The 24,442-nt window shown below is 67.3% G+C and carries 22 protein-coding genes; 8 read left to right on the top strand and 14 right to left on the bottom strand.

What is annotated here, in order from left to right; translation table 11 throughout:
• Positions 1–10: 10 nt before the first annotated feature.
• The 5 genes from ACTWPB_RS19510 to ACTWPB_RS19530 all read right to left on the bottom strand — a co-directional run bounded on the left by ACTWPB_RS19510 (position 11) and on the right by ACTWPB_RS19530 (position 5,607).
• Positions 11–799, bottom strand: a complete 789-nt coding sequence (locus ACTWPB_RS19510) for a GTP pyrophosphokinase (RefSeq protein ID WP_446222028.1) — start codon at positions 797–799, stop codon at positions 11–13.
• A gap of 82 nt (positions 800–881) precedes the next feature.
• Entirely contained in the window at positions 882–1,988 is a 1,107-nt protein-coding gene (locus ACTWPB_RS19515; protein WP_446222029.1) for a PDR/VanB family oxidoreductase, read from the bottom strand.
• Positions 1,985–2,884: a metal-dependent hydrolase gene (locus ACTWPB_RS19520; RefSeq protein ID WP_446222030.1), complete on the bottom strand. Its 900-nt coding sequence runs from the start codon at positions 2,882–2,884 to the stop codon at positions 1,985–1,987. The genes ACTWPB_RS19515 and ACTWPB_RS19520 overlap by 4 nt, the downstream gene beginning before the upstream one ends.
• The gene (locus ACTWPB_RS19525) at positions 2,881–4,659 is read right to left on the bottom strand and encodes an N-acyl-D-amino-acid deacylase family protein (RefSeq protein ID WP_446226415.1); all 1,779 of its coding nucleotides are present in this window, start codon (positions 4,657–4,659) and stop codon (positions 2,881–2,883) included. Before ACTWPB_RS19525 ends, ACTWPB_RS19520 begins: the two co-directional genes overlap by 4 nt.
• A 21-nt stretch (positions 4,660–4,680) precedes the next feature.
• A complete protein-coding gene (locus ACTWPB_RS19530; protein ID WP_446222031.1) occupies positions 4,681–5,607 on the bottom strand; it encodes an alpha/beta fold hydrolase in 927 nt (308 codons plus the stop codon).
• Between the two features lie 212 nt (positions 5,608–5,819).
• Here ACTWPB_RS19530 and ACTWPB_RS19535 point away from each other — a divergent pair, with 212 nt between their 5' ends.
• Entirely contained in the window at positions 5,820–6,527 is a 708-nt protein-coding gene (locus ACTWPB_RS19535) for a TetR/AcrR family transcriptional regulator (protein ID WP_446222032.1), read from the top strand.
• A 47-nt stretch (positions 6,528–6,574) separates the two neighbouring features.
• Here the strand turns inward: ACTWPB_RS19535 and ACTWPB_RS19540 are convergent, their stop codons facing one another.
• The gene (locus ACTWPB_RS19540; RefSeq protein WP_446222033.1) at positions 6,575–8,497 is read right to left on the bottom strand and encodes an acyl-CoA dehydrogenase family protein; all 1,923 of its coding nucleotides are present in this window, start codon (positions 8,495–8,497) and stop codon (positions 6,575–6,577) included.
• Positions 8,498–8,604: 107 nt separating this feature from the next.
• Here ACTWPB_RS19540 and ACTWPB_RS19545 point away from each other — a divergent pair, with 107 nt between their 5' ends.
• A complete protein-coding gene (locus tag ACTWPB_RS19545) occupies positions 8,605–9,231 on the top strand; it encodes a TetR/AcrR family transcriptional regulator (RefSeq protein WP_446222034.1) in 627 nt (208 codons plus the stop codon).
• A gap of 77 nt (positions 9,232–9,308) precedes the next feature.
• On the opposite strand, the gene ACTWPB_RS19550 is transcribed toward ACTWPB_RS19545, so the two are convergent.
• Both ACTWPB_RS19550 and ACTWPB_RS19555 read right to left on the bottom strand, forming a co-directional pair.
• Positions 9,309–10,376 carry an alpha/beta hydrolase gene (locus tag ACTWPB_RS19550; protein ID WP_446222035.1) on the bottom strand — a complete coding sequence of 356 codons (1,068 nt, stop codon included), beginning with the start codon at positions 10,374–10,376 and terminating at the stop codon, positions 9,309–9,311.
• A 212-nt stretch (positions 10,377–10,588) separates the two neighbouring features.
• A complete protein-coding gene (locus tag ACTWPB_RS19555) occupies positions 10,589–11,386 on the bottom strand; it encodes an SAM-dependent methyltransferase (RefSeq protein WP_446222036.1) in 798 nt (265 codons plus the stop codon).
• Positions 11,387–11,723: 337 nt separating this feature from the next.
• Here ACTWPB_RS19555 and ACTWPB_RS19560 point away from each other — a divergent pair, with 337 nt between their 5' ends.
• Complete coding sequence (locus tag ACTWPB_RS19560; protein ID WP_446226416.1) at positions 11,724–12,926, top strand: cytochrome P450 family protein; 1,203 nt, start codon at positions 11,724–11,726, stop codon at positions 12,924–12,926.
• 46 nt (positions 12,927–12,972) lie between these two features.
• Here the strand turns inward: ACTWPB_RS19560 and ACTWPB_RS19565 are convergent, their stop codons facing one another.
• From ACTWPB_RS19565 to ACTWPB_RS19575, 3 genes are read right to left on the bottom strand one after another with little or no spacing between them, the layout of a single operon-like run.
• Entirely contained in the window at positions 12,973–14,193 is a 1,221-nt protein-coding gene (locus tag ACTWPB_RS19565; RefSeq protein WP_446226417.1) for a cytochrome P450, read from the bottom strand.
• Between the two features lie 2 nt (positions 14,194–14,195).
• The gene (locus tag ACTWPB_RS19570) at positions 14,196–14,624 is read right to left on the bottom strand and encodes a roadblock/LC7 domain-containing protein (RefSeq protein ID WP_446222037.1); all 429 of its coding nucleotides are present in this window, start codon (positions 14,622–14,624) and stop codon (positions 14,196–14,198) included.
• A complete protein-coding gene (locus tag ACTWPB_RS19575) occupies positions 14,624–15,874 on the bottom strand; it encodes a sensor histidine kinase (RefSeq protein ID WP_446222038.1) in 1,251 nt (416 codons plus the stop codon). The genes ACTWPB_RS19570 and ACTWPB_RS19575 overlap by 1 nt, the downstream gene beginning before the upstream one ends.
• 428 nt (positions 15,875–16,302) lie before the next feature.
• On the opposite strand from ACTWPB_RS19575, the gene ACTWPB_RS19580 reads away from it, so the two are divergent.
• The 4 genes from ACTWPB_RS19580 (at position 16,303) to ACTWPB_RS19595 (ending at position 19,356) form a co-directional block, all read left to right on the top strand.
• Entirely contained in the window at positions 16,303–16,461 is a 159-nt protein-coding gene (locus ACTWPB_RS19580) for a hypothetical protein (protein WP_446222039.1), read from the top strand.
• Positions 16,462–16,705: 244 nt separating this feature from the next.
• Entirely contained in the window at positions 16,706–16,876 is a 171-nt protein-coding gene (locus tag ACTWPB_RS19585; protein ID WP_446222040.1) for a diiron oxygenase, read from the top strand.
• Positions 16,873–18,201, top strand: a complete 1,329-nt coding sequence (locus ACTWPB_RS19590) for a lipase family protein (protein WP_446222041.1) — start codon at positions 16,873–16,875, stop codon at positions 18,199–18,201. Before ACTWPB_RS19585 ends, ACTWPB_RS19590 begins: the two co-directional genes overlap by 4 nt.
• A gap of 78 nt (positions 18,202–18,279) precedes the next feature.
• The gene (locus ACTWPB_RS19595) at positions 18,280–19,356 is read left to right on the top strand and encodes an alpha/beta fold hydrolase (protein ID WP_446222042.1); all 1,077 of its coding nucleotides are present in this window, start codon (positions 18,280–18,282) and stop codon (positions 19,354–19,356) included.
• Here the strand turns inward: ACTWPB_RS19595 and fadD5 are convergent.
• The 3 genes from fadD5 to ACTWPB_RS19610 all read right to left on the bottom strand — a co-directional run bounded on the left by fadD5 (position 19,304) and on the right by ACTWPB_RS19610 (position 22,745).
• Positions 19,304–20,872: a fatty-acid--CoA ligase FadD5 gene (gene fadD5 / locus ACTWPB_RS19600; protein WP_446226418.1), complete on the bottom strand. Its 1,569-nt coding sequence runs from the start codon at positions 20,870–20,872 to the stop codon at positions 19,304–19,306. The two genes, ACTWPB_RS19595 and fadD5, sit on opposite strands and share 53 nt — an antisense overlap.
• Before the next feature lie 83 nt (positions 20,873–20,955).
• The gene (locus ACTWPB_RS19605) at positions 20,956–21,762 is read right to left on the bottom strand and encodes an enoyl-CoA hydratase-related protein (RefSeq protein ID WP_446222043.1); all 807 of its coding nucleotides are present in this window, start codon (positions 21,760–21,762) and stop codon (positions 20,956–20,958) included.
• On the bottom strand, positions 21,759–22,745 hold the full coding sequence (locus tag ACTWPB_RS19610; protein ID WP_446222044.1) for an NAD(P)H-dependent flavin oxidoreductase: 987 nt from the start codon (positions 22,743–22,745) through the stop codon (positions 21,759–21,761). Before ACTWPB_RS19610 ends, ACTWPB_RS19605 begins: the two co-directional genes overlap by 4 nt.
• 178 nt (positions 22,746–22,923) lie before the next feature.
• On the opposite strand from ACTWPB_RS19610, the gene ACTWPB_RS19615 reads away from it, so the two are divergent.
• Positions 22,924–24,420, top strand: a complete 1,497-nt coding sequence (locus ACTWPB_RS19615; protein ID WP_446222045.1) for an aldehyde dehydrogenase family protein — start codon at positions 22,924–22,926, stop codon at positions 24,418–24,420.
• The last annotated feature ends 22 nt before the right edge of the window (positions 24,421–24,442 follow it).

The raw sequence follows: 24,442 nt of genomic DNA on the forward strand, positions 1-24,442 counted from the left end.
TATCGACCGCTCAGGTCGGCGGCTCGGTGGGACGGAGGTAGCCGGGGTGCCCGGCGGTGAGGTTGTTGTACAGGATGCTGAGGTCAAGTGCGTCCGTGGCCGGTTTCTTCGGGCGTGCGCTGCGGTCGACCTGACGGTGTAGGGCTTCCATCTTCTCGTCGAGCTGGGTGGCGACCTCGGCTGCCTGGGCGAGGTCGGTGCGCAGGTTCGGGGGCACCTCGCCGCGATATTTGTAGTAGATCTTGTGTTCGAGGCTGGCCCAGAAGTCCATCGCGATGGTGCGGATCTGGATCTCGACCGGAATCCGTTCGGTGCGGTCGGAGCGGAACACCGGGATCGACACGATCAGGTGCATGCTCTGGTAGCCGTTCGGCTTGCGGTGGGTGATGTAGTCGCGCTCCTCGATGACCGTGATGTCTTCCTGACCGGCCAGCATGTCCCTGATCGTGCCGATATCGGAGATGAAGCTGCACACCACCCGCACCCCGGCGATATCGAGCACGTTGTCCCTGATGGCGGCCAGATTCATCGCGTAATTCTTGCGCCGGACCTTCTCGAGGACGCTTTCGGGTGACTTGAGCCGCGACCCCACGTGCTCGATCGGGTTGTACTCGTGGGTGTTGTTGAAGTCCTCACGCAAGATGTTGATCTTGGTCGTCACCTCGTCGATCGCGAACTTGTAACCGAGCATGAAGTCGACGAACTGCTCGCGCAGCGCGCGCAGGTCGTCGAAGCCGACGCCGTCGCCGTTGCCGAGCGGGCTGTCACCGGTGCTGGGATCGCGCTGCCAAGGTTTCATCGATTCCATTGTGCCGTTCTTCGGGCGAACACCTCGACCCAGTGCGTGCGGCATCACGTTGGCACCGCTCACAGCTTCCTGCTCAGAGGTCGAGGACGAGGCGTTTTCCCACGCAGCGCGAGACGCACGTCAGCGTGACCCCTGCGTCGTGTTCGTCGGGGGTCAGCGCGCTGTCGCGATGGTCGGGTGTGCCGTCCACGACGCGGACCACACAGGTGCGGCAGAAGCCCTGGCGACACGAGTAGGGCTGGTCGGGGCGCACCGCGAGCAGTGCGTCGAGCATGGTCTGGTCGGCGGCGACGGGGACGACCTCGCCGGTGCCTGCCAACTCCACCTCGAACGCGGTGCCGTCGACAACCGGTGCGGGGGAGAACCTCTCGGAGTGGAACTCGATGCCCGGCATCGTGCGCACAGCGGCGACGAGAGCGGCTGTCATCGGGGTCGGTCCACAGCAGTAGATCGCCGTGTCGTGGTCGACACCGTCGAGAAGGTCTGCGGCACTCGGTGTTGCGTGCTCGTCGTCGGTCCGCACCACCACGTGTCCGGCGAGGTCGGCGAGCTCGTCGAGGAAGGGCAAGGTGTCGCGGCTGCGCCCGCAGTAGACCAGGGTCCAGGCGATGCCGAGCCTGTCGGCGGCACGGGCCATCGCCAGAATCGGGGTGATACCGATGCCACCCGCGACGAAGTGCAGGCGTTTCGCCGACGAGCCACGTCCGGGCGGCGCGAACGGGAACGCGTTGCGTGGGCCGCGGATCACCACTGCGGTCCCGACCGGCAGCGCGTCATGGACCTCGATCGACCCGCCGCCGCCGTGCGGAATGCGACGTACCGCGATGCGGTACTCCCCGGTCTCGGCCGGATCGCCGCACAACGAATAGTGCCGGAGGCGCCCGGACGGGAGTTCGATGTCGATGTGCGCGCCCGGCGCCCACGGGGGTAGCTGAGCACCATCGGGGGCGCGCAGCCCCAGCGTGATGACCGCCTGATCCTCGGCTACCAGCACCCGGTCGGTGACGACCACCGGGAAGCGGGCATCGTCGGTCCTGGTGAGGATGGGACGGCGGTTGATCAATGTCGACCAGCGCACGCGCAGGTTGGCGACCGTGTCCAGCACTCGGGTCGTCGGGTCGTGATCGTGTTTGCCATACAGGTCCGGCGGGATCACTACGGGTGCGGGGTACACGGTCACGACGCCGCCGCCCTAGCCGCCGGTGACTTGGCCAGATAGGCGATCGCCTGTTCGGTCGAGCCGACATTCGCCGGGTCGTAGCGCGGGTTGAACGTGGATCCGGCACTGATCAGCAGTGCCGGAATGCCGGGCAGCGCGCCCCGCCACATCGCCCCCAGGATCTTCCAGATCAGTCGGGGATAGCCGATATTCGGCAGCTCCGGATCCTGATTGACCAGGTACTTCGTGCCGCGCGCGATCAAGCTGAGCAAGATCGGGATCACGAGCAGCATGATTCCCGCACGCCGCACATACCCGGCCCGGAAGTAGATCGCGACATCGTGGGCGACACGCCGATGTTCGACTTCCTCGGCGCCGTGCCAGCGGAACAGGTCGAGCACGCGTGGTTCGGCGCCGTGGGATTCCAGGTCGGCGTTGAGAATCCAGTCACCGAGCCACGCGAAGAAGTGCTCGAGGCTGGCGATGAACGTCAACCGTTCGACCAGGCGGGTCTGTGCCGCGTGCGGGCTGCCCTCGCGTGCGCCGAGCGAGTTGCGGAAGACGTACTCCATCTGGCGGGTATACGGCGCGGTGTCGATGTGGTGGGCGGCGAAAACCTGGTCGAGCACCTTGGCATGGGTTTCGGCGTGCATCGATTCCTGGCCGATGAACCCGAGCATGGCCTCGCGCACCTTGGCGTCGCGCACGTAGGGCAACGCGTCGCGGTAGGTGGCGCAGAACATCCGCTCGCCTTCGGGCAGCAGCAGGTTCAGCGAGTTCACCACGTGCGAGGCGATCGGCTCGGACGGCATCCAGTGCAGTGGCGCGCAGGTCCAGTCGAACTTCACGTTGCGTGCCTGCAGGGCGACATCAGGTGCACGCACGGTCCTGGGTGCGCGACGGAACGGGAGTTTCATCGGGTCTCCTGTGCGAGGGGAGCGGAGTTGTCGTGGCCGGCGCGCAGGAACTGCCCGGTTCCCCAGTCCGCGCCGATGCCGGGCGTGACCTCGCCCGCGCCGAAGACACGGCGGCCGTTGACAACGGTCGCGACGACAGCGCGGTCGTTGCGGTTGACCATGCGGTCGAGCCCGAACTCGGGCAGTGGAGCTTCGTGGAGCTGGTGCACCTCGTCGTCGAGCCCGGCGGGGTCGATCACGACCAGGTCGGCCCGGTCGCCCTGACGCAGGTGACCGGCGTCGATCTGATACCAGTCGGCGAGTTCACCGGTGAGCCGGTGGACGGCACGTTCGGTGCTCAGGAACGGTGTGCCGGATTCCTGAGCGCGCAGCACTCTTTCGAGTAGACGCAGCGGGAAGTTGTAGAACGACATGTTGCGCAGGTGCGCGCCCGCGTCGCCGAATCCCATCTGCACGCCGGGGCTCGCGGCAAGCTTGTTCAGGTACTCGGGGCGATCGTTGGCGATCGTGGTGCGCCAGCGCAGTGTGCAACCGTATTCGACCACCATGTCGAGGTAAGCGTCGACCGGATGCAGGCCACGGTCCTTGCCGACTTGACCGATCGACTTGCCGACCACTGATTCATCGGGGCAGGCGATGATCTCGGCATCGAAGAAGTTGCGGTGCCAGATGCGCGGGGTGAACTTGTTGTCGTACTGCTTGCGGAACCAGCGACGGTACGGCTCGCTCTCGAGCAACTCGTTGCGTTCGACCTGATCCTTCAGATGCAGGGCCGCGGCGCCCGCACCGAACTCCTCGAACACCACCAGGTCGATGCCGTCGGCGTAGACGGTGAACGGCACGGGCAGGTGCTGCCACCGGAAGTTGGTGCGGGCGAACCGATTCAGCAGCGGCGCGGCGTAGAGCATGAACCACACCAGCGGCGGGTAGGCCTTGGAGTCGGCCGCCGACAGCAGCGAGGTGCGCAGCCTCGGCCGGCCGATACCGGCGCTGGCGAGGAAGAACTTGGCGATATTGGGGTTCAGGCTGACCGTCGGGGCGCTCTGCAGAACCCGGCCGCGCTTGCGCAGCACCTTGTTGAGCGCGCGCACCTCTTTGCCACGGGTGTAGGTCGACGGCAGCGACCGCGACCGGTATTCGTCGCCGTCGATCTTGTCGAGTTTGTTCGTCATCGACGACAATCCGAGGAAGCCGGCGTCGACCGCGGCGTCGAGCAGGGTGGTCATCTGCTCGATCTCGGCAGCGGTGGGTTTGGTGTCGCGGGTGACCGCGCGGCCGAGCCCGAGCACATGCGTGCGCAGATCGGAGTGCCCGAGGAACGCGGCGACATTGGGGCCGAGTGGCAGCGAGTCCAGCGCTTTGGCGTACTCGACCGGATCCGACCAGGTGCGGTGCTTGTCCAGGGCATCGTGCACCGCGTCGCGCGGCACGGCTTCGACACGGCTGAACAGATCCGCGCAGTCGGCGTTGGACGCCAGCACGGTCGACAGCGAGCAGTTGCCGACGACGACCGTGGTGACGCCGTGTCGCAGCGACTCCGACAGCTCGGGCTTGATCAGCAGTTCGGCGTCGTAGTGGGTGTGCACGTCGACGAAACCGGGCAGCACCCATTTGCCCGCGGCGTCGATCACCTCGGTGCCTGCGCCGATCGGCAGCGGGTCCACGGAGACGGCCTCGACGATGCCGTCGCGGATGCCGATCGTGCGCTGTGCGGACGCGGCTCCGGTGCCGTCGAACCAGAGACCGTCGGTAATGACGATGTCGAAGTCGAGCATTGGCTTATCTCTCATTCGTCGCTACTTGGGCTGAGCCTGGATGAACGCGTCGGCGTATTCGGCGATCGTGGCGGGGTCGGAGTAGGGCAGCCAGTGCCCGCGCGGCAGGTCGTGGCGGATGACCTGATCGGCCCACTTCGCGGTGTCGTCGTAGCCGGCGGGGCGCACGGCGATGTCGCGGGTGTTGACCAGCAACTGCACCGGCACGGTGGTGCGGCGTTCCCTGGGCCCGAACATGCGGGCGATGATGTTGGCCTGGTAGAAGCGCAGCCCCGAGATCATGTCCTGTTTCAGCGTCGGCGCCAGCGAGATCTGATCAGCGGGCGTGCCCTCGATCACGCGAAGGAACAGCTTCCAGATCTTCTCGGTGCCGACGAGCCGGAAGAACAGGCCGGGCAGGATCGGCAGCATGAAGAAGACGGTGTACGCCGAGGACAGGCACTGGCTGAGCGTGCCCCAGATCCCGCGCGGGGTGCCCGACAGCACGCCACGACGCATCCAGGTGGCCAGGTGGTCCAGGTTCGGGCCCGAGATCGAGGTGAACGACGCGACGTACTGGTTGGCGCCCGGCTCGCACACCGCTTCCCAGATCTGCACCGAGCCCCAGTCGTGGGCCACGACGTGCACGGGTTCGGTGGGGCTCACGGCCTCCACCACGGCGAAGAAGTCGGTCGCGAGCTTGCTCAGCTGGTAGGCCGAGACCTGGGTCGGCGCGCTGGACTCGCCATAACCGCGGGTGTCGTAGGAGATCACCCGATATTTGTCCGACAGCAGTGGAACGACGCCGTCCCATAAGTGATGGGTATCGGGCCAACCGTGGACTAGAACCACCGGAATGCCGTCTTGTGGGCCGAATTCGTAGACAGCGAGCGAAATGTCGCCGTTGCGCACCAGATGTGTTCTGGATGACGCTGCCCCGGGGGTGTGGTTGCCGGTTTCGCGCGTCATACGAGACTCCTTCCGGCACGGGGCTTCGTTGCTCCGTGCGCCATCAATAGTACCGCCGGTACCATTTTCTGGTACGCGCAGTACCGGGAATATCTTGAGGATTGGAAAGGCCGCTGTCAACACCCCCTCTGAGTCCGCCCGCGATACGGCGGCAGATCTCTGGCCGAACGCCGCTATCCTGGCCGTACGCGAAGGGCGGATCAGGGAGAACAGTGACTACATCGTCTAGACCGGCTCGCCGGTCGCCCGTACGGTTGCTCACCCGCGAACAGGTCATCGCGGGCGCGGTGCGGTGCATCGACCGCGACGGACCCCAGCTGAGCATGGAGGCGCTCGCTCGCGAGATGGGCGTCGCCAAACCGCGTCTGTACCGCATGTTCGCCGACAAATCCGAGCTCGACGGCGCGGTCTCGGATTGGCTCGTCGCGCAGATCTACGCGGCCGTCGCGCCGGATCTCTCGCTCATCATGCAGCCGCCCAGGGTCACGATCCATCGGTTCCTCACCGCCTACGCCGGGGTCATCGCCGAACATCCCGACGTGTTCCGGTTCCTCGTCCTCACCCAGAGCGTCTCGGGCGCCGATCCGGCCGCTCGGCCGTTGGACATCGGTCGGCGCCTGTCGCACGATCTGGCCGACCGCAGCCGCAGTGTGCTGTCCTCGGTCGCGCTTGATACCGACGGTATCGATCATCTGCTGCGCGGCATCGTCGGTTTCGTCATGGCCGTCACCGACCTGTGGCTCGACACCGATCCCGTTCCGCTGCCGGAACCGACGGCACTGTTCGTCGATCGGACGACCAATGCCGTCGTCCAGTTGTTCGACGGCTTTCTTCGAGAGAAGGGCGTGGTCATCGAGCCCGATATGTCGGTGGCAGCGACCTTGGCCACCATCACCGAAACAGCGCCGCCACTCGACTGACCTCGGTGGCCTCCGCTCGATACACGGAGGCAACCGTCGCTGCTGCGTCAGGCCTTCATCTCGTACGTCCCGGCCAGCGCGCGCGCCTTGCCGAGGACACGCTCGAAACGAGATTCGTCGAAGACCGGCCGACGAACCAGGTCGAGGGCCCGGCGCTGCTGGGTGGGGGTGGCGGTCGGCTTGTTGTGCAGGTTGAGCGCGTTCGCGGAGAAGGTGCGCACGAAGCCGTCGAAGATCTGGTCGATCACCGCTGGATCGGTGCCGTCGATGCGTGCCTGCTCCAGCACCAGCTGCGCGTAGGGCACCGCGGTGAACAGCTCACCGAACGCGAACAGGAAGTCCACGTCCTGCTGCTGCGACGACGTCGGTGCGGCAACCGCGAGCAGGGCCTGCAGCGCGAGCACCTGCTCGAGGAACACCGCCACATTGGGTACCTCGCGGAAGCTCTCGAAAACCGGTCGCCAGTCCGCGAAGCGAATCCGGCCGAGACCACTGCTCGGGCCCTGCCGGAACAGGAACTCGTCGTCGGCGGTGTCGTGGCGCGATGGCACCGAAGCATAAGCGGCACTGGCGAATTCGGCACGCAGAGGCTTCACGACCGCGCCGAGGCGCGGGGTGATCTTGCGACTCGACCAGCTCAGCGCACCGGCGACCGCACGGGTGGTTCCCGTGGATGCCACCGAGGCGCCCGGCAGTGACTGCATCGCAGCCAGGCCGGCATCGGCGGGGTGGAACATGTAGTTGGCCATGAACTTCAGCGACAGCGCCATGTTGACGTGGACGGTGCCCTCGAGCCGGGGGAGGCCGAACATGGCGGTCATCGCGACCGGGAAGTACATGTCGTTCTCGAACCCACGCGCGGCGATCACGTCGGCGAGGTCCTCGATCACGTGCTGTCCCTGGCGAGTCACCGACATCTTCTCGATGGCGTTGAACAGCAGGTAGCGACGGTCGTCGGGCGACGCCGAACGCATGTAGTCCACCGCGCGGGCGCTGTAGAGCTTCATTGCGGCGATGCGCGCGTAGGAATCGGTGATCAGCGCCCGGACCTGTGGGAACTCGGTGACCTTGTGCCCGAACAGAATTCGGTTCTCGGCGTGGTTGATCGCCTCGTAGAAGGAGTGCTCACAGGCGCCGACCGCGCCGAAGCCGAGGTTGAACTTGCCCACGTTTACCGTGTTCATCGCCGCGTGGAACGCGTCCTCGCCGCGGTGGAGGATGTCCTCCTCGGCGACGGGGTAGTTCTCCAGATCGAAAGCAGCGACATAGATCTGGCTGTTGACGACATTCTTGCGCAGCTTGTACGCCGCGTGCTGGGAGTCGGCGACGAAGAAGAGATACCCCTCGTAATCCTGCTGAGTCGGCTTGCCTCGCAATGCCGCTGCGCTGTCGATGATCGGCTTGTCCGAACGACGGCCGAACACCGAGACCATCGAGGCCAGGTTGCCGTTGCCGATGTAGTACTTGCCGCCGGTCGCGGTGTAGCCACCGTCGGGCTGCGGGTCGACGATCATGTCGGTGGAGTACACGTCGGCGCCGTGCTCCTTCTCCGACAGGCCGAAGGCGAAGATCTCACCGGAGTCGAGTTGCGCGGCGGCTTTCTTCTTGGCCGCGGTGTTGTCGCTCTGCCAGATCGGGCCCAGACCCAGGATGGTGACCTGCCAGATGTACCAGTAGGTCATGCCGTAGAAGCCGAAAATCTGGCTCAGCATGGCGTTGCGTGCGGTGTCCCAGCGCTTGTTCGGGTCGCCGCCGGCCTGGGCCGCCGGGGTGAGGAAGGTGGCGAACAGGCGCTCGCGCTTGACGAAGTCGAGGAAGTCCGACGGCCAGACGCGGGATCGATCGTCATCGAGCAACTGGGTCTTGCCGCGCGTCTCGAACCAGTCGACCGTCGCGCGCAACAGCCTGCGCGTTTCCGGATCGAACTGGGCGAAGCCGGCGGTGTTCGGGTTGAACAAATCCTGGGGCATCGTCGCTCCTCCTGCGGGCGTCCGGCAGGGTCGGGACGCTTCATTCGTCACTGTAGCATTTTCGTACAAAGATGTAGGAACGTCGGATGGGTTGCTATTGTGGGCTCATGGTTAGCGAGTCGGCAGTGCAGCGGCGAGGGCGGGCCGCGCACCTCGGCCCCGAGCGGCGCAGGCCGCAGGTGCTCGACGCGGCACTGGCCATCGCCGCCGACGACGGCGTCGCCGCGGTCACGATGGGTGCGGTCGCGGACTACATGAAGGTGACCCGCCCGGTGGTGTATGCGTGCTTCCCGGATCGGGTCGAATTGATCGACGCGCTGATCCAGCGCGAGGAGAGTTTCCTGATCTCCGGTGTGCTCGACGTGCTGCCGCCGCGCGCGACCAACGCCGACGAGACGGTCTTCGTCGAGGGGTTCCGCACGCTGCTCCACAAGGCCGCCGATCGTCCCGACGCGTGGCGACTGATCTACGGCAACCCCGACCCCGCGGTCGTCGGCTCATTCGGTCGTGGTCGCCGGCTCGCGGTCGAGCGGTGCACGGCGCTGCTGCGTCCGACCTTGCAGGCATGGGGCATCGACGACGCCGAGCGCAAATTGCCCGCGCTGGTGGAGCTGTGGGTGTCGGCCGCCGAAAGCGCGGTCCGTACCCTGTTCGCCAACCAGGACCAGTGGAATCCCGATGATCTCGGCGCCTTCGTCGGCTCGGCCGTCTATCGCGCCATGCGCGGCGCGTGATACCCGCGCTGTCAGTGGCGCGTCCCGGTGAACGGGGGTGCGAACTATTCGCTGGCCCCAGTTCATCGACGGTCCGGTCAGTGGGTGGGTGAGGGGGTCCTGCTGGGCGAGCGCACACTGTCGAGGAAGTCCGCGATCGTCGCCCACGTGGTGTCGCGGGCGGCCGGGCCCGCGATGATGCCGAGGTGGCTTCCCGCGACCTCGGTGAAGCGAACCTCCGACGCGCCGGTGAGGACTCCGATGCCCGCCGCGACGGACGCCGACGAGGCCAGGGCGTCCTTGGTGCCGCCGATCAGCTGCGTCGGCGCGGTGAGTCCGGTCAGATCGATCGCGCGATTGGGACCCAAATGCACTGTGCCCTTGAACATTTCGTTGCGGATGATCAGTTGCCGGTAGGCCTGGCGATAGAACCGGCCCGGGTAGCCGGGCATGGTGTCCATGAACCGATCCACCGATTGCATGCGGGCAAGCGCTTCGGTGTCGGCGATATTGCGGGCGATGTACCAGGGCTTGGTGAGTTCGCGGTCGATCGACTGGATGCGAAAACCGGCCCGCACCCCGTACTTCGGCACGCCACCGGCGACGCGCACCGGCAGGGTGACCTCGCGGCCGCCGGTGAGTTGTCCGAACCGGCGGGCCACCGAGATCTGGCCGTTGCGGCGCTGATCGAACGGGGTTCCCACCGCGGTGACCGAGCCGATCGGCAGGTCGGGGTGCCCCGCGGCGGTGAGCACGCTGATGGTGCCACCGAACGACCAGCCGATCAGGTCGACGGTGCGGTGTTCGTGGTCCGCGCTGATCGCGTCGATCGCCGTCGGCACGATGTCGTCGACCCACTCCTCGAAGCCGAGATCGCGGTCCGCGTAGGTGATCTCGCCGTAGTCGAGCACATAGACCTCGCGCCCCAGGTCGAGCAGGAAGCGCACCAGGCTCTGGCTCGGCCGCATGTCGTAGCAGGAGATCGTGACGGCAAGCGGTGGTACGAGCAGCACGGGATCGCCCGTGGCGGGAGTGGAGCGCCGGTAGCGCAGCAGTCTGCGGTGCGGTTCGTCGTGGACGATGTCCGACGGCGTCGGCGCGTACGGCTCGACACCGTCGCGCAAGAGTGCGACCGCGTTGCGCAGTGCAACAGCCAGGGGGCCCATGTGATTCTCCGGATACGTCGCGACGGCAGGAGAAAACTATGTGTAACTCCTAGTATCACCTTATCTGTTCTCGCGGAGTCATTCGAATCGGCAGGCAAACCGCTGCTCAGCGGTCACCGGAACAACGTCGACGCCCCGTTCGAGCACGTATCGAACGGGGCGGATCGGGAACCTTCGGCGGCAGTGGCGACCGCTGCCGTGCGCGGCGTGGGTCAGGGTTTGCGGGCGACCGCGCCATAGGCCGAGATCGGGCGGACCTCGCCGACCTGGGCTGTTTCCGGGCGCCACTCGGTGATCGAGACGACGCCGGGTTCGACGACCTCCAGGCCGTCGAAGACGCCGCGGATCTGGGCCTGTGGGCGCGGGACGTACGGTGTGCCGCCCGTGCCGGTGTAGTTCTCGCACAGGGTGACGTAGGCCTGGCTGTCGTCGGTGCCGTCCCACATGATCAGGTAGCTGCCCGACGGTACCTCGCCCACGACCGTGCCCACGATGCGCAGCAGGTCGTCGTAGGTCTTGGCGTGACCGAGAACGCCCATGAACATCACGGCGATCGGCTCGTTGAAGTTCAGCACGTTGCGCGCATCGGCGACGATCTGCTCGGGGTTGTGGAAGTCGGCGTCGATGTAGGTGGTGACGCCTTCGTCGGTGGTGCTGGTCAGCAGTGCGCGCGCGTGGGTGAGGACCAGCGGGTCGTTGTCCACGTACACCACGCGGGCCTCGGGGGTGACACCCTGGGCGACCTCGTGGGTGTTCTGCATCGTCGGCAGCCCGGTGCCGATATCGAGGAACTGCCGGATGCCGCGCTCCTTCGCCAGGAAGCGCACGGCCCTGATCAGGAACTGCCGCGACTGCACGGCCATGGTGGAGATGTCCGGGTCGACCGCCAGCCCGGCGTCGCCGGCGATTTTGTCGATCTCGTAGTGGTCCTTACCGCCCATCCAGTAGTTCCAGATCCGTGCCGAATGGGGGATATCGGTCCTGATCATCGGGGTCTGCACGTCGGCCATGAGCCTTGCTCCTCTGTAACTTGACAGTGGCGCGCCCGCCCAGGGAGAACCACCAGCGACATAGCATCTGATCTGTGTGCGACAGTACAAGATTCCCGCCGCCTGGACAGCTGGACGCCATTGATATCCCGGCTGCGGGCGGCGGACGGCCGGCTTCGTGTTGCGATCGACATTCCCAGTGTCCACTGCGACGAACACGTTCCGCCGGTAGCATCGCGAACGGACCGTAAGGTCTAGTCCAGCAAGATGTTTCGTTGCGATCGCGGAGAACCGGGGTCCACGGGGCACCGGGTGATCGAGAGGTTTCACAGTGGAGACGGTGACGAATCGGGTCGTAATGGATCCGACTGGGCAAGACATTCAGGGCGAGATCGTCGAGATCAGGGCGCACGGTCCCGCCACCAGGGTCGAATTGCCGGGCGGGGTGCAGGCATGGTCGATCACCGATGCCGCGCTGCTGGAGAAACTGCTCATCGATCCCCGCGTCTCCAAGGACGCCAGCCAGCACTGGCCCGCGTTCGCCGCCGGTGAGATCCCCCCGGATTGGCCGCTGTACCTGTGGGTTTCGGCGCCGAACATGTTCACCGCCTACGGCACCGATCACCGCAGGCTGCGCAAGTTGGTGGCGCCCGCCTTCACCGCGCGCCGCACCGAGGCCATGCGCGCACAGGTCGAGCGCATCACCACCGAACTGCTCGACGAGCTGGCACAAACCCCGCCCGGTCAGCCGGTTGACCTGCGCGAGCAGTTCGCGTACCCACTGCCGATCCAGGTGATCTCGGAGCTGATGGGGGTGCCGGAATCGCTGAACCCCGGGCTGCGCACCTGCGTCGACGGCATCTTCGACACCACGCTCACCCCGGCGCAGTCGCAGGCCAATTACATGGAGATGTACCGGATCCTCGGTGAATTGGTGGCACTGCGCCGCGAACAGCCCGGCGACGACATCACGAGCCTGCTGATCGCTCAGCGCGACGAGGACGAGGGCCAGCTCACCGAGGAAGAGCTTGTCGGCACCCTGCTGCTGGTGATCTCGGCCGGTCACGAGACCACCGTGAATCTGCTCGACCAGGCCATCACCGCGCTGCTCACCCGGCCCGATGTGCTCGAGCGTGTGCGCGCCGGCGCGATCACCTGGCCCGATCTGGTCGAGGAGACGCTGCGATTCGAGTCGCCGGTCGCGCATCTGCCGTTGCGTTTCGCGGTGGACGACATCGATATCGATGGTGTGCAGATCGCCAAGGGTGACCCGATTCTGGCGAGCTACGCCGGTGCCGGTCGTGATCCGAAGCTGCACGGCGAGACCGCCGACGAGTTCGATCCCACGCGGGAGAAGCAGTCGCACATGGCGTTCGGCTACGGGGCCCACCACTGCCTCGGTGCGCCGCTGGCCCGCCTCGAGGCGCTGGTGTCGCTGCCCGCCCTGTTCGAACGGTTCACCGACCTGAAGCTGGCCGCCCCCGTGACCGAACTCGGCACGGTGCCCAGCTTCATCTCCAACGGTCACCGCCACTTGCCGGCTTACGTACACGGCGCGTAGCAGGCGAACTTGCTCGGCCGACCGAGTCGGCCGAGCAAGTAGTCAGTTAACCGGGTATCACCAGCGGGGCCATGCTCGGGAACACCACCGGCAGCCCGGCCAGCGCCCGGTGGAACGGCCCCGGCCGCCAGACCAATTCGTCCGCGGGGACCGCCAGTTCGAGTTCCGGCAGCGCGTCGAGGAGCTGGTCGATGGCCTCCTGGGCGATCAGGTAGGCCGGGGACTTCGCCGGGCAGCCGTGCGGGCCGGTGCTCCACGCCAGGTGCGCGCGATTGTCGAGGAAATCGCCGGTCCCGATCGCGGGATCGTTGTTGCACGCGGCCATGCTGATGACGACCGGCTGATGCGCGGGCAGCCACACGTCGTCGACCAGGATCGGCTGACGCGGATACGTGGTGCAGAAGTTGGCCATCGGCGGGTCGGTGTAGAGCACCTCGTCGAGAGCGTCGCGGGTGGACAGGCTGCCGCCGAGCAGGCTGCCCGCGAACCGATGATCGGTGAGCATCAGCCGCACCGTATTGAGAATCAGATTCAGCATCGGCTCGATTCCCGCGCCGTACAGCGTGAGCACCTGGTTCATCAGCTCTTCGTCGGTGAGCCGCTGCTGATGCTGCACCAGCCGGGTCGTCACATCGTCGCCGGGTTCGCTCTGCTTGAGCCGCACCAGGTCGTAGAGCGCGTCCTCCATCATCTGCGTGCCGGCGACCGCGGTGTCGCCGCCCTCGAACATCTGCGCCATCCCGGTCGCGACCCGACCGCCGATATCGGCGGGGACACCGAGCATCGCGTTGATGGTGGCGAAGATGACGGGAAAGGCGTACTGGCTCAGCAGATCCGCGCTGCCGTCCGCGCAGAAGGAGTTGATCACCGGCATCGCGATCTGCTCGACGGTGCGATGCAGCTGGTACAGGTCGACACCGGCCAGGCCGGCGACGGTGACCTGCCGGTGGCGGGTGTGTTCCACGCCTGCGGTCCGAATCGCGTTGGGGCGGTAACGCATCATCGGGAGTATCGGGCAGTCGGCGGGGATGTCGCGCTGCCACATCCGCGGGTCGGCGGGGAAATGGTCGGGATCGTTGAGAATCTGTACCGCGGTGCGGTAGCCGATCACAAGGGTGGCGGGGACGCCGGGCACCAGGTCGACCGGCACCAGCGAACCGAAGCGGTTGCGCATGGCGCGGTAGGTGCCCTGCGGGTCGGCCGCGAACTCCGGCGAGTACAGCGGCACCCGGTCCTGGCCGCTGCGCGAGTCCGGCGAAATATCCAGTGTCACAGCGTGTACTCCTGAGTCGACGATCGGTGCCTCGGCGACGCGCCGAGTTCGTGGCCGACCCTGGCGGCCAGCTCGTTCATGCGATGGGCGACGAGGGCGAGGTCCACATCACCGGTCGTGGCGACGCCGAGCAGGGTGCCCGCGCCCGCGGCCGTGATCAGGACCATGCCCTCGTCGTATTCGGTCATGTTCTGGCGCACTGTATTCGAGAGCCCGCCGCAGAACTCGCCGAGTACCTTACCCAACGAGCGCAGCCCGCACGCGGCGGCCGCGAAACGCTCCGCGTCTTCGGTGGTGATGGCGCCGGAGTGCGCCACGCGTAGACCGTCCTCGGATAACAAGACCGCGAAGCGGACACCGTCGAGAGCCAGGTCGTCCAGCAGCCACGCGAGGCGGTTGGTGCTGTTCGCGATCGGAGTACTCATCAGCTGTCGTGCCCTTTCGTCGAGCGTGCGGCCGCGGCGCGACCGTGTCTGGAGCCGCTGTGCCAGGCCGCCGCGAGCTCGGGGCGCGCGAGCCCCTCGCCGGTGCCGGCGCGCTCGTCGGCCGGGGCGACGGTGCGGCGCGTGCGTTTGGGCAGCCCGCCGAAGGTGCGGTCGAGCTCGGCCACGTCCAGTTCGGGCGCCGACGCGCTGATCTCGGAAACGGGTGGTGGTGGTGCTACCGGGTCCGGCGCCTCGGCATGCTTGGGTCGGTGCACTTCGGTGGCCGTGACGAGCAGGGCCGCGGGAACGAACACCATCGCCCTGGTGCCGCCGTAGATATTGGGTCCGTCGACATAGGCGGCGAAGCCGTAGCGGCGCGCGAGCGCGGCGACACCGGGGAACCCGACCCGCGGTGACGGGCCGAGCGCGTTGATGTCGACCACGCGCTCACCGGAGAGCACCTGGCGCGCCTCCTCCATCTGTTCGCGGCTCATCCGCACGCCCGCGTCGTCGATGATCACGGTGACGCCGTGGTGGCCCTGCTGGTAGGAGATGTCGACGAACGACGACGGCGGCGAGTAGCGCAGCGCGTTGTCGAGCAGGGTCGCGACCGTGTGCACGAGCGGTTCGACCGCCCGGCTCATCACCACCGATTCGCAGTTGCCCGTGCGTACGCGCAGATAGTCACGCACGCGCCCGGTGGCGCCGCCCACCACGTCGCCGACGGTCTGCTGCGGCCAGCGCCTGCCGGGCAGCCCGCCCGAGACGATGACGTAGGCCTGGGCCTGGCGGATCATCTGCTGGACCGTGTGGTCGATCCGGGTGAGCGTCGCGTAGACCTCGTCGTTGCGGTTCTCCCGCAGCGCATTGCTCACGACCTGGCCGACGTCGGCACCGAGACTGACCACGGTGGTACCGAACGCGCGCACCGCGTTGCTGGTGGCGGACCGGGCGTCGGCGGCTACCTGGGCGCGCGTCGTCTCCTGTGCTGCCTCGACCTGCGCCGTGGTGTGTTTTTCGGCGGCCCGTTCGGCCAGTGCCGCCTCGTGTTCTCGCGCACGCAGCTCGTCGGCGTGGGCGAATGACATCTGCGCCATCGCCGCGTCTTTGGCTTGGAGGTCGCGCTCGGCCACCGCCAGGCGACCGCGGATCTGACGTTCGTTGCGCAGCGCCTGGAGCGCGACCGCGACCGCGCCGAGCAGCACGAGGGTTGCGATGGAGAACAAGAAGACCGCGAGCGTCGGAGTCATCGGTTCCTTTGTCGTTCGTACCGACCGAAGAGCCGCGGTGGCCGGGTCCTCGCCGGTCTCTCCGACGAGAGTTCTCGCCGATACCTGCCCGCACACCCTCTGCGCCGCACCATGATTCGGCACCGCGCGCGCGAGTTCGGTCGAGTCCGGGCTCGCTGCCCGGCGATTCGGCGATGCGGACACGTTAGCAGTGCAAACCGGCGAGTGCACGAAACGGGTTGGTGCAGAACGTGACTCGCATTGCGCTGAAGCGGATGAATCGAGACCGCCGGTTTACCCTCGCCGTGTACGGTGGAACAGATCCAGGTCAGCCGTGGACCAGCGGCGACCAACGCGTCGTCGCCGCGCTCGGCCTCGAGTCACCGGCTCTCATTCCTTCTCTCGTTTCCCCGCTGCGGCGCCGTCGATCGATCCGAGGAAGAATCCGCATGACCAGCGATCTCGACGACGACCCGTCCGACATGACACCCGTCGACCCCGAGGAAGACGACCCGACCGTCCATTGGCCCGAACCGAGCCCGCTGCAATCGTGGTGGACCGACATCATGGGCGCGAAGAAGCCGCGCCGGTTCGGCCAGCAGGGCTGACTCAGCGGCACGACCCACCAGGGCCGCACCGTTCTCGGTGCGGCCCTGGTCGTCCGGATAGGTTGTGGAGTGTGTCGACCACGTCGGAGTAGGCCACCAAGGATCGACGGTGGCCGGGGCATCAGTGGCCGGAGGCTCTGGACCAGGCCGACGGAGAACTAGATGTAACACGAGGTAGCGTCAAAACTTGTGTGGTACCCCCGGTACCACTAAACTGGGTGGGAACCGCACCGAGGAGACACCGATGACGCTGTCCAGCGATCACGACACCCTGCAGAGCCTGTCCGAGGGCTCGGTGGTCAAACACTTCGATCCCTGCACCGATATCGACTGGGACTCGCCCGCCAAGAGTGTGTGGCGTCTCGACGGACCGGTCTCGCGCTACCGCAGCGAGCCCGCGCGCAGGGCCGCATGAGAGCCGAAAGCTGGCCGGCGCCCACGCACGCCGTGCTCCCGGACAAAGATCCGTTCTTCTCGCCGTGGCCCGGGTTCGAGAGCCTCGCCGAGGGCACGATCCTGCGCTGGCGACCGGTCGAACTCGCCGCGTTCGGTCTGATCGGGCTGAAGGTGCAGGCCTGGCAGCTGCTGTATCGCACGACCGATCTCAACGGTATGCCCGAGGCATCCGTCACCACCGTGGTGGCGCCGATGGGCGGTGTCGCGCCCGGTGCGCCACTGCTGTCGTTCCAGTGCGCGATCGACGCGATCTCGCCGCGGGCGTTTCCGTCCTATGCGTTGCAGCGTGGCTCCCGTGCCATCGGCACCTTCGCGCACGTCGAGCTGCTGTGTTTCGTCGACGCGCTGACCAGGGGTTGGGCGATCTCGATCCCGGATCACGAAGGCATGCTCGGCGCGTGGGGAGCGCCACGCGAACCGGGCTACCGCGCACTCGACGGCATTCGCGCGGCACTGGCCTTCGAACCCGGCGGGCTCGACCCGTCGGCGCAGGTCGGCCTGTGGGGCTACTCGGGCGGCGGTCTGGCGACGGCATGGGCCGCGGAAATGGCGCCGACCTACGCGCCCGAACTCGACATCGTCGGCGCCGTGCTCGGCTCCCCGGTGGGCGATCTGGTCTCGACCTTCCATCGGCTCAACGGCAGCCTGCACGCCGGGCTGCCGACGCTCGTCGTCGCCGCGCTGCGCCGGGTGTATCCGGCGTTCGAAGAGCTCGTCGCCACCCATTTCAGCGACGAAGGCCGCGCGGTGCTCGACAAGGCCGCCCAGTCGACGACCGCTGCCGCGGTCCTGCGGCTGGCCCGCTACAACGTCGACCGGCACAGCGGCACCCCGGTCGCCGAGCTCCTCGCGATGGAGGCGATGCTGGCCGTCTTCGCCGATCTCACGCTCGGCGACCGGGCGCCCGCGGTACCGCTGCTGGTCGTGCAAGCCGTACACGACCAGATCATCGCGGCGGCCGACATCGACGCACTCGTGCAGCGCTATCGCGAGCACGGCGCGCATGTGACCTATCTGCGCGACCGGGCGAGCGAACACATCACCTTGCTGCCGCTGTCGACCCCGTTGAGCCTGAACTGGCTCGGCGACCGATTCGCCGGTGTAGGGGTGACACCGTCGGAAACCCGCACCGTGCGCAGCGTGCTCGCGCTGCCCGCGGGTCGTCGCGGGCTCGGCGCCCTCGCGCACGCCGCGCTACAGGCGTTGTTCGGGCGTCCGATCACCGCCTCGGCGACCGGTCATGGCAGGGATCGCTCGGCGAGGAGAGCTCGTCGCGCGGCATGAGGCATAACTTACTCACTGGTAAGATGCGAAGTATTGGGTCTGCCGGCAGGCAGTAACTGGTGAGGTAAGGGGTTACCGATGGGGATCGTTGCTGAGTTGCCGCGTGCGGTGCGCAATGTGTGGTCGGTGTCGTTCGGCGGTGGACTCGAGTCCTACCGCCCCGCGCCGTCGACGACGGTGTACGACGGCGCACACCGGCACTTGAAGCGCTACGACCGCACTACGTCGGCGAAGGGCAATCCGGTGCTGCTCGTGCCGCCGCTCGCGGTGACCACGGCGTGCTTCGACCTGCGTCCAGGGCAGAGCCTGGTGCGCTTCCTGCTCGACCAGGGCAGGCAGCCCTACGTCATCGACTACGGCGAATTCGGTTATGCCGATCGCGATCTCGGCCTCGAGGACTGGATCGACGACATCCTGCCCGAGGCGATCTCGCGGGTCTCCGAAGAACACGACGGCCGCGGCGTCGACATCGTCGGCTGGTCGCTGGGTGGGGTGCTGGCGCTGCTGACCGCGGCCTCTCACACCGACCTGCCGATCGCCTCCATCACCTGCCTGGCCGCACCGATCGACCAGGCCCGCACCGCGTTCCTGATCCCGCTGCGCCTGGTCGCCAAGGTCACCGGTGGCCGGGAGATGGCCTTGGCAACCAAGGTTCTCGGCGGTATCCCGCAGGAATTCGTGCGGCTCGGCTTCCGGATTCAGGCCATCGACCGCGAGCTCGCCAAGCCGATGTTCTTGGCCCGCAAGGCCTTCGACACCGAGGCACTGGCGAAGATGGAGGCGACCGACCGGTTCATGGCCACCATGACCGGTTACCCCGGCCGCTCGTACTGGCAGATCTACCGCAGCTTGGTCCTGCGCAACGAACTCGCGAGCGGGTCGATCCGATTGCGGTCGGACCTGGTGATCGAACTGTCGAAGGTCACCTGCCGGGTGTTGCTGGCGGGCAGCCGCGGCGACGTGGTGGTGCCCGCCGACTCGGTGCGCCGCGGCCTCGATGTGCTGCCGAATGCCGCCCAGGTCGAGTTCGTCGAGGTCAGCGGCGGCCACCTGGGCATGGTGTCCGCCGCCGACACGACCTGGTCCGCGATCGAGGCGTTCCTCAGCCGCGGACCACGGCCGTCGACCCGTGCCGTGCACGCAACTCGTGCTTGATCACCTTGCCGCCCGCGTTGCGCGGCAGGGCTTCGACGACGACGAGCGCCTTGGGGTGCTTGTAGCGGGCGAGGTGGGCGTCGAGGTGTGACGCCAACTCGGCCAGGCCGATCTCCCCACCGTCCGCGACGGCGACAACCGCGACGGGCACTTCGCCCCACCGGTCGTCGGGTCGGCCGATCACCGCCGCTTCGCGGATCCGGGGGTGGGCGAACAGCACATTCTCGACCTCGGCGCAGTAGATGTTCTCGCCGCCGGAGATGATCATGTCCTTCTTGCGGTCCACCACATAGACGAAGCCCTCCTCGTCGCGGCGCACCAGATCACCGGAGTGGAACCAGCCGCCGGCGAACGCGTCGGCGGTCGCGCTCGGGTTGTTCCAGTACTCGCGCATCAACGTGGGTCCGCGATAGACGATTTCGCCGATCTCGCCCGCGGCGACGTCGTTCATCTCGTCGTCGACGATGCGGGTGGCGATGGTGGGGATCGGCTTGCCGACCGAGCCGAGCTTGCGGATCGCGTCCTCGCCGTCGAGCACGCAGGTGATCGGTGACATCTCCGTCTGCCCGAAGACGGCCACATTGTGGGCGTTCGGGAAGGTCTCGGCCATCGCGCGCAGCACCGTGTCCGAGGCGGGCGCGGCACCCCAGCTGATCACCCGCAGTCGCAGGTCACGCTGTGCCACTGTGGGATCGGCGCAGACGAGCTGCCACTGGGCGGGAACGAGGAACACCGAGGTGGCGCGTTCGCGTTCCCAGGCATCGAGCACCTCGGTGACGTCGAAAGCTTTGAGCGGGTGGAGGACGGTCAGCGCGCCGAGCACGAAACAGGCTGCGACACTGCCCAATCCGGCGATATGGAACAGCGGCGACGCGCAGAAGGCGATGTCGTCGGTGCGGTAGTGCATGGCCCGGATACAGGTGAGGGCCTGGGAGTTCATGTTGAGGTGGGTCAGCACCGCGCCTTTGGGGTTTCCGGTGGTGCCGGAGGTGTACATGATCAGGGCGGCACTGTCCTCGGCGATATCGCGAGGCTCGTGCGGGGTGCCCTCCTCGACAACCAGGTCCTCGTAGCCGAGCAACCCGTCGCCGGTCGGCAGGCCCACCACGATGCGCGTGGCCAGCGCGTCGGTCAGCGATGACACGGCACCGACCAGCGGCGCGAGCACGACATCGGTGATGACCACCGTCGCGCCGCTGTCGCGGATCTGGTACGCGATCTCGGGTGGGGTCAGCCGGAAGTTGACCGGGACAGCGATCGCGCCGAGGGTGTTGATCGCGAAAACGGACTCGATGTACTCGGTGTTGTTGAGCATCAAGATCATCACGCGGTCGCCCTCGCCGACCCCGCGCCGGGCGAGCGCGTCGGCGAGGCGGTCGACTCGCCAGTGCAACTCGCCCCAGCTGGTGGTCTTGCCGAGATAGCGAAGGGCGGGCCCGTCGGGGCTGGCGGTGGCGTGGATCGCGATCTGGTTCATCCAGTGATTGCGTCGCGAGCGCATCGGTTCTGTGGACATCATGTCTCCTGGGCGGGGCTGGGCGTACCGCCGCATGCGTTCCGGCCATGCGCGGCGGAGGAACGCTGTGCGGGGTGTGCTTGTCAGGCCGGGTTGGCGATCGGGCGGACGGCGCCGTCGAATTTCGGTGCGCGGCGGGTCAGCATCGCGGTCATTCCTTCGAGGAAATCGGCGGAGGTGAGCAGTTCGACCTGGCCGGTCTTCTCCCTGGCCAGCGCGTCGTCGAGGTGGGCCAGGGTCGCCGCGTTGATCGCCGCCTTGGTCAGTTGCAGCGCGCGCCGTGGGCCCGCTGCGAGCTGCGCGGCCACGGCGTCGACCTGGGCGGACAGTTTCTCGGCGGGCAGGCTGCGGGTGATCAGCCCTGCCGCCGCGGCCTCGGTGGCGGGCAACCGCGCACCGAGCAGCGCCAGTTCGGCAGCCCGAACCCGACCCATCGCGGCGGCGACAACCGCCGAAGCGCCGCCGTCGGGCATCAGGCCGATGGAGGTGAACGGCAACAGCAGATACGCGGTGTCGACGGCGTAGATGAGGTCGGCGGCCAGTGCGATCGAGGCGCCGACTCCGGCGGCCGGGCCGTTGACCTGCGCGATCACCGGCAGTGCGGAATCGGCGATCGCGCGCACCACGTCATTGGCACGATCCATCACCGTCTCCGGCGCCGCCTCGTTGCCGCCCGCCGCGGCCGCCGCGGCGAGGTCGGCGCCGGTGCAGAACGACTTGCCCGCGCCGGTCAGCACGATCACCCTGACCTCGGGCCGGGTCTGGGCCGCGATGATCGTCGCGCCCAGTTCGCTCATCGTCTCGAGATCGATCGCGTTCATCCGCGCCGGGCGGTCGATCGTGAGGCGCAGAATCCCGTGCTCTTCGTGGCTCAGCAGGCTCTCGCTCATCGGGCCACCGCCTCGACGATCGAGCCGGCCAGCCGGCCCGCGATCAATGCCTCGGCGTCGCGCACGATCGCCGCGACCAGCTCGGCGCAGGTGGGGATGTCGTGGATCAAACCCTGGCACTGACCGACGCTCCAGATGCCCGCATCCAGATCGCCCTCCTCGTAGACCTTGCGGCCACGAGCGCCCGCCACGAGTTCACGCACATCCTCGAAAGTGCCACCGCCACGCTCGATCTCGACTACTCGGCGGCTGACGGCATTGTCGGCGACACGAGCCGTGTTGTTCAGCGTCCGGAAGATCAGCTTGGTGTCGAGCTCGGTATTGGCGACGATCTGCTCCTTCACCGTGTGCGCGATCGGCGACTCGACCGTGCACAGGAACCGGGTGCCCATGTTCACCCCATCGGCACCGAGTGCCATCGCCGCGACCAGACCGCGCGCGTCCGCGATGCCACCGGAGGCGAGCATCGGGATCTCGAGCTCGCGTGCCGCGGCGGGGATGAGCACCAGCCCTGGCGTGTCGTTTTCGCCGGGGTGACCGGCGCATTCGAAGCCATCGATACTCACCGCGTCGACGCCGACCTGCTGGGCCTTGAGCGCGTGTTCGACGCTGGTGCACTTGTGCAGCACCTTGATCCCGGCGTCCTCGAGATAGGGCAGGTGGGTGGCCGGGTTGCCGCCCGCGATCTCCACGATCGGCACGCCGGAGTCGATGATCGCCTGGCGGTACTCCGCGTACGGCGGCGGGGTGATCGACGGCAGGATCGTCAGGTTCACGCCGAACGGCTTGTCGGTGAGATCCCTGGTGCGGGCGATCTCCTCCCGCAAGGCCTGCGGTGTGGGCTGGGTGAGACCGGTGATGATGCCGAGGCCGCCCGCCTCCGAGACCGCGGCCGCGAGTTCGGCCCGGCCTACCCACATCATCCCGCCCTGCACGATCGGGTGCTCGACACCGAAGGCCTCGGTGAATCGGGTGCGCAACATCGCGCCCTCCGTCCGGTTTCGACGTTCTCGCCTGCTGCCGCGGAGCCGCAGTGGCTCTTTGCAACCGGCGAGAATCATGATTAACTTAGCGAGAATTGGGATTAACTTAACGGCCGCTGAGGTGGACTGTCAACAGTGTGCGCAAGTCCGCGTCGTGCTACTCGAAGGATGGTCGAAGATGACCGAAACGCCCACTACCACACCCGTTTCTGCGACAATGCTGACGACTGTCGACGCCGTTTCCGGCGAGCCGGTCGGCAGTTGGCAGATCGACGATGCCGCGGCTGTCGCCGCCGCCGTCGAGCGGGCCCGTGCGGCCGCGCAGCCATGGCGTGAGCTCGGGTTCGCCGAGCGGAAACGGGCATTACGACGGTGGGCCGCGCAGATCGTCAACAATGTCGACGAGTTCTGCGCGCTGATCAGCGCCGAGAACGGCAAGCCCGCCGACGACGCCTATCTCGAGGTGATCACCGCCGTCGAACACCTGAACTGGGCAGCCGCGAACGCGCACAAGGTCTTGCAGCCGAAGACGGTGTGGCCGGGGCTGATGATGGCCAATGTCGAGGCGGTGATCGAACAGCGTCCACACGGGGTGGTCGGCGTGATCGGCCCATGGAACTACCCCGTGTACACGCCCAACGGGTCCATCGCCTACGCGCTGGCCGCGGGCAACACCGTGGTGTTCAAGCCCAGTGAGCTCACCACCGGGATCGGGCACTGGTTCGTCGATGCTTTCGCCACGGCCAACCCCACGCTGCCCCTCGGGATTCTGAGTGTCGTCACCGGGCCCGGCGACACCGGTCGCGCGCTGGTGGAGTCCGGTGTCGACATGATCGCGTTCACCGGATCGACCGCCACCGGCAAGCGGATCATGGCGGCCGCCGCCGAACGGCTCACGCCCGTGGTTCTGGAATGTGGTGGCAAGGACGCGGCGATCGTGGCCGAGGATGCCGATCTCGCGGCCGCCGCCGACGCGATCGTGTGGTCGGCGATGGCGAACTCCGGCCAGACCTGTGTCGGCACGGAACGCTGCTATGTGGTCGACTCCGTGCTCGACGAGTTCCTGGCCGAGGTCACCGCGCGGGTTCGCGCACTCACGCCGGGGCAGTCCTACGGTCCGATGACGTTGCCCAGCCAGGTCGACGTGGTCGCCGAGCATGTCGACGACGCGCTCGCGCAGGGCGCGACCGCCGTCTTCGGTGGGTCCGGCTCGATCAAGGCGCCGTTCGTGAGCCCGATCGTGCTGCTCGACGTCCCCGAGGATTCGACCGCGGTGCGCGAGGAGACCTTCGGACCGACACTGACCGTGCGCGGTGTCGTTGATGTCGAGGAAGCGATCCGGCTGACCAACGCCTCGCGCTACGGCCTGGCCTCCTCGGTGTTCTCCCGCGCACGTGGCATGGAGATCGCCCGCGCGCTGCGGGCAGGCGCCACCTCGGTGAACAGCCCCGCCTCCTACGCGGCGATTCCCGCACTGCCGTTCGGCGGGGTGGGGGAGTCCGGCGTCGGCCGCATCCACGGCGCCGCGGGCCTGCTCGGGTTCACCCGCTCGCATTCCATCGCACGCCAGCGCTTCGCGATTCCCGGCATGGCATTGCAGTCCTTCGCTCGCACCGAATCGACCATGTCGTTGATTCGCAAGATCACCGCCCGCCGATTCGGGCGCGCCAAGTAACTCCATTCACTGACGAAAAGGA

It is taken from the genome of Nocardia sp. IBHARD005 (assembly GCF_052814245.1).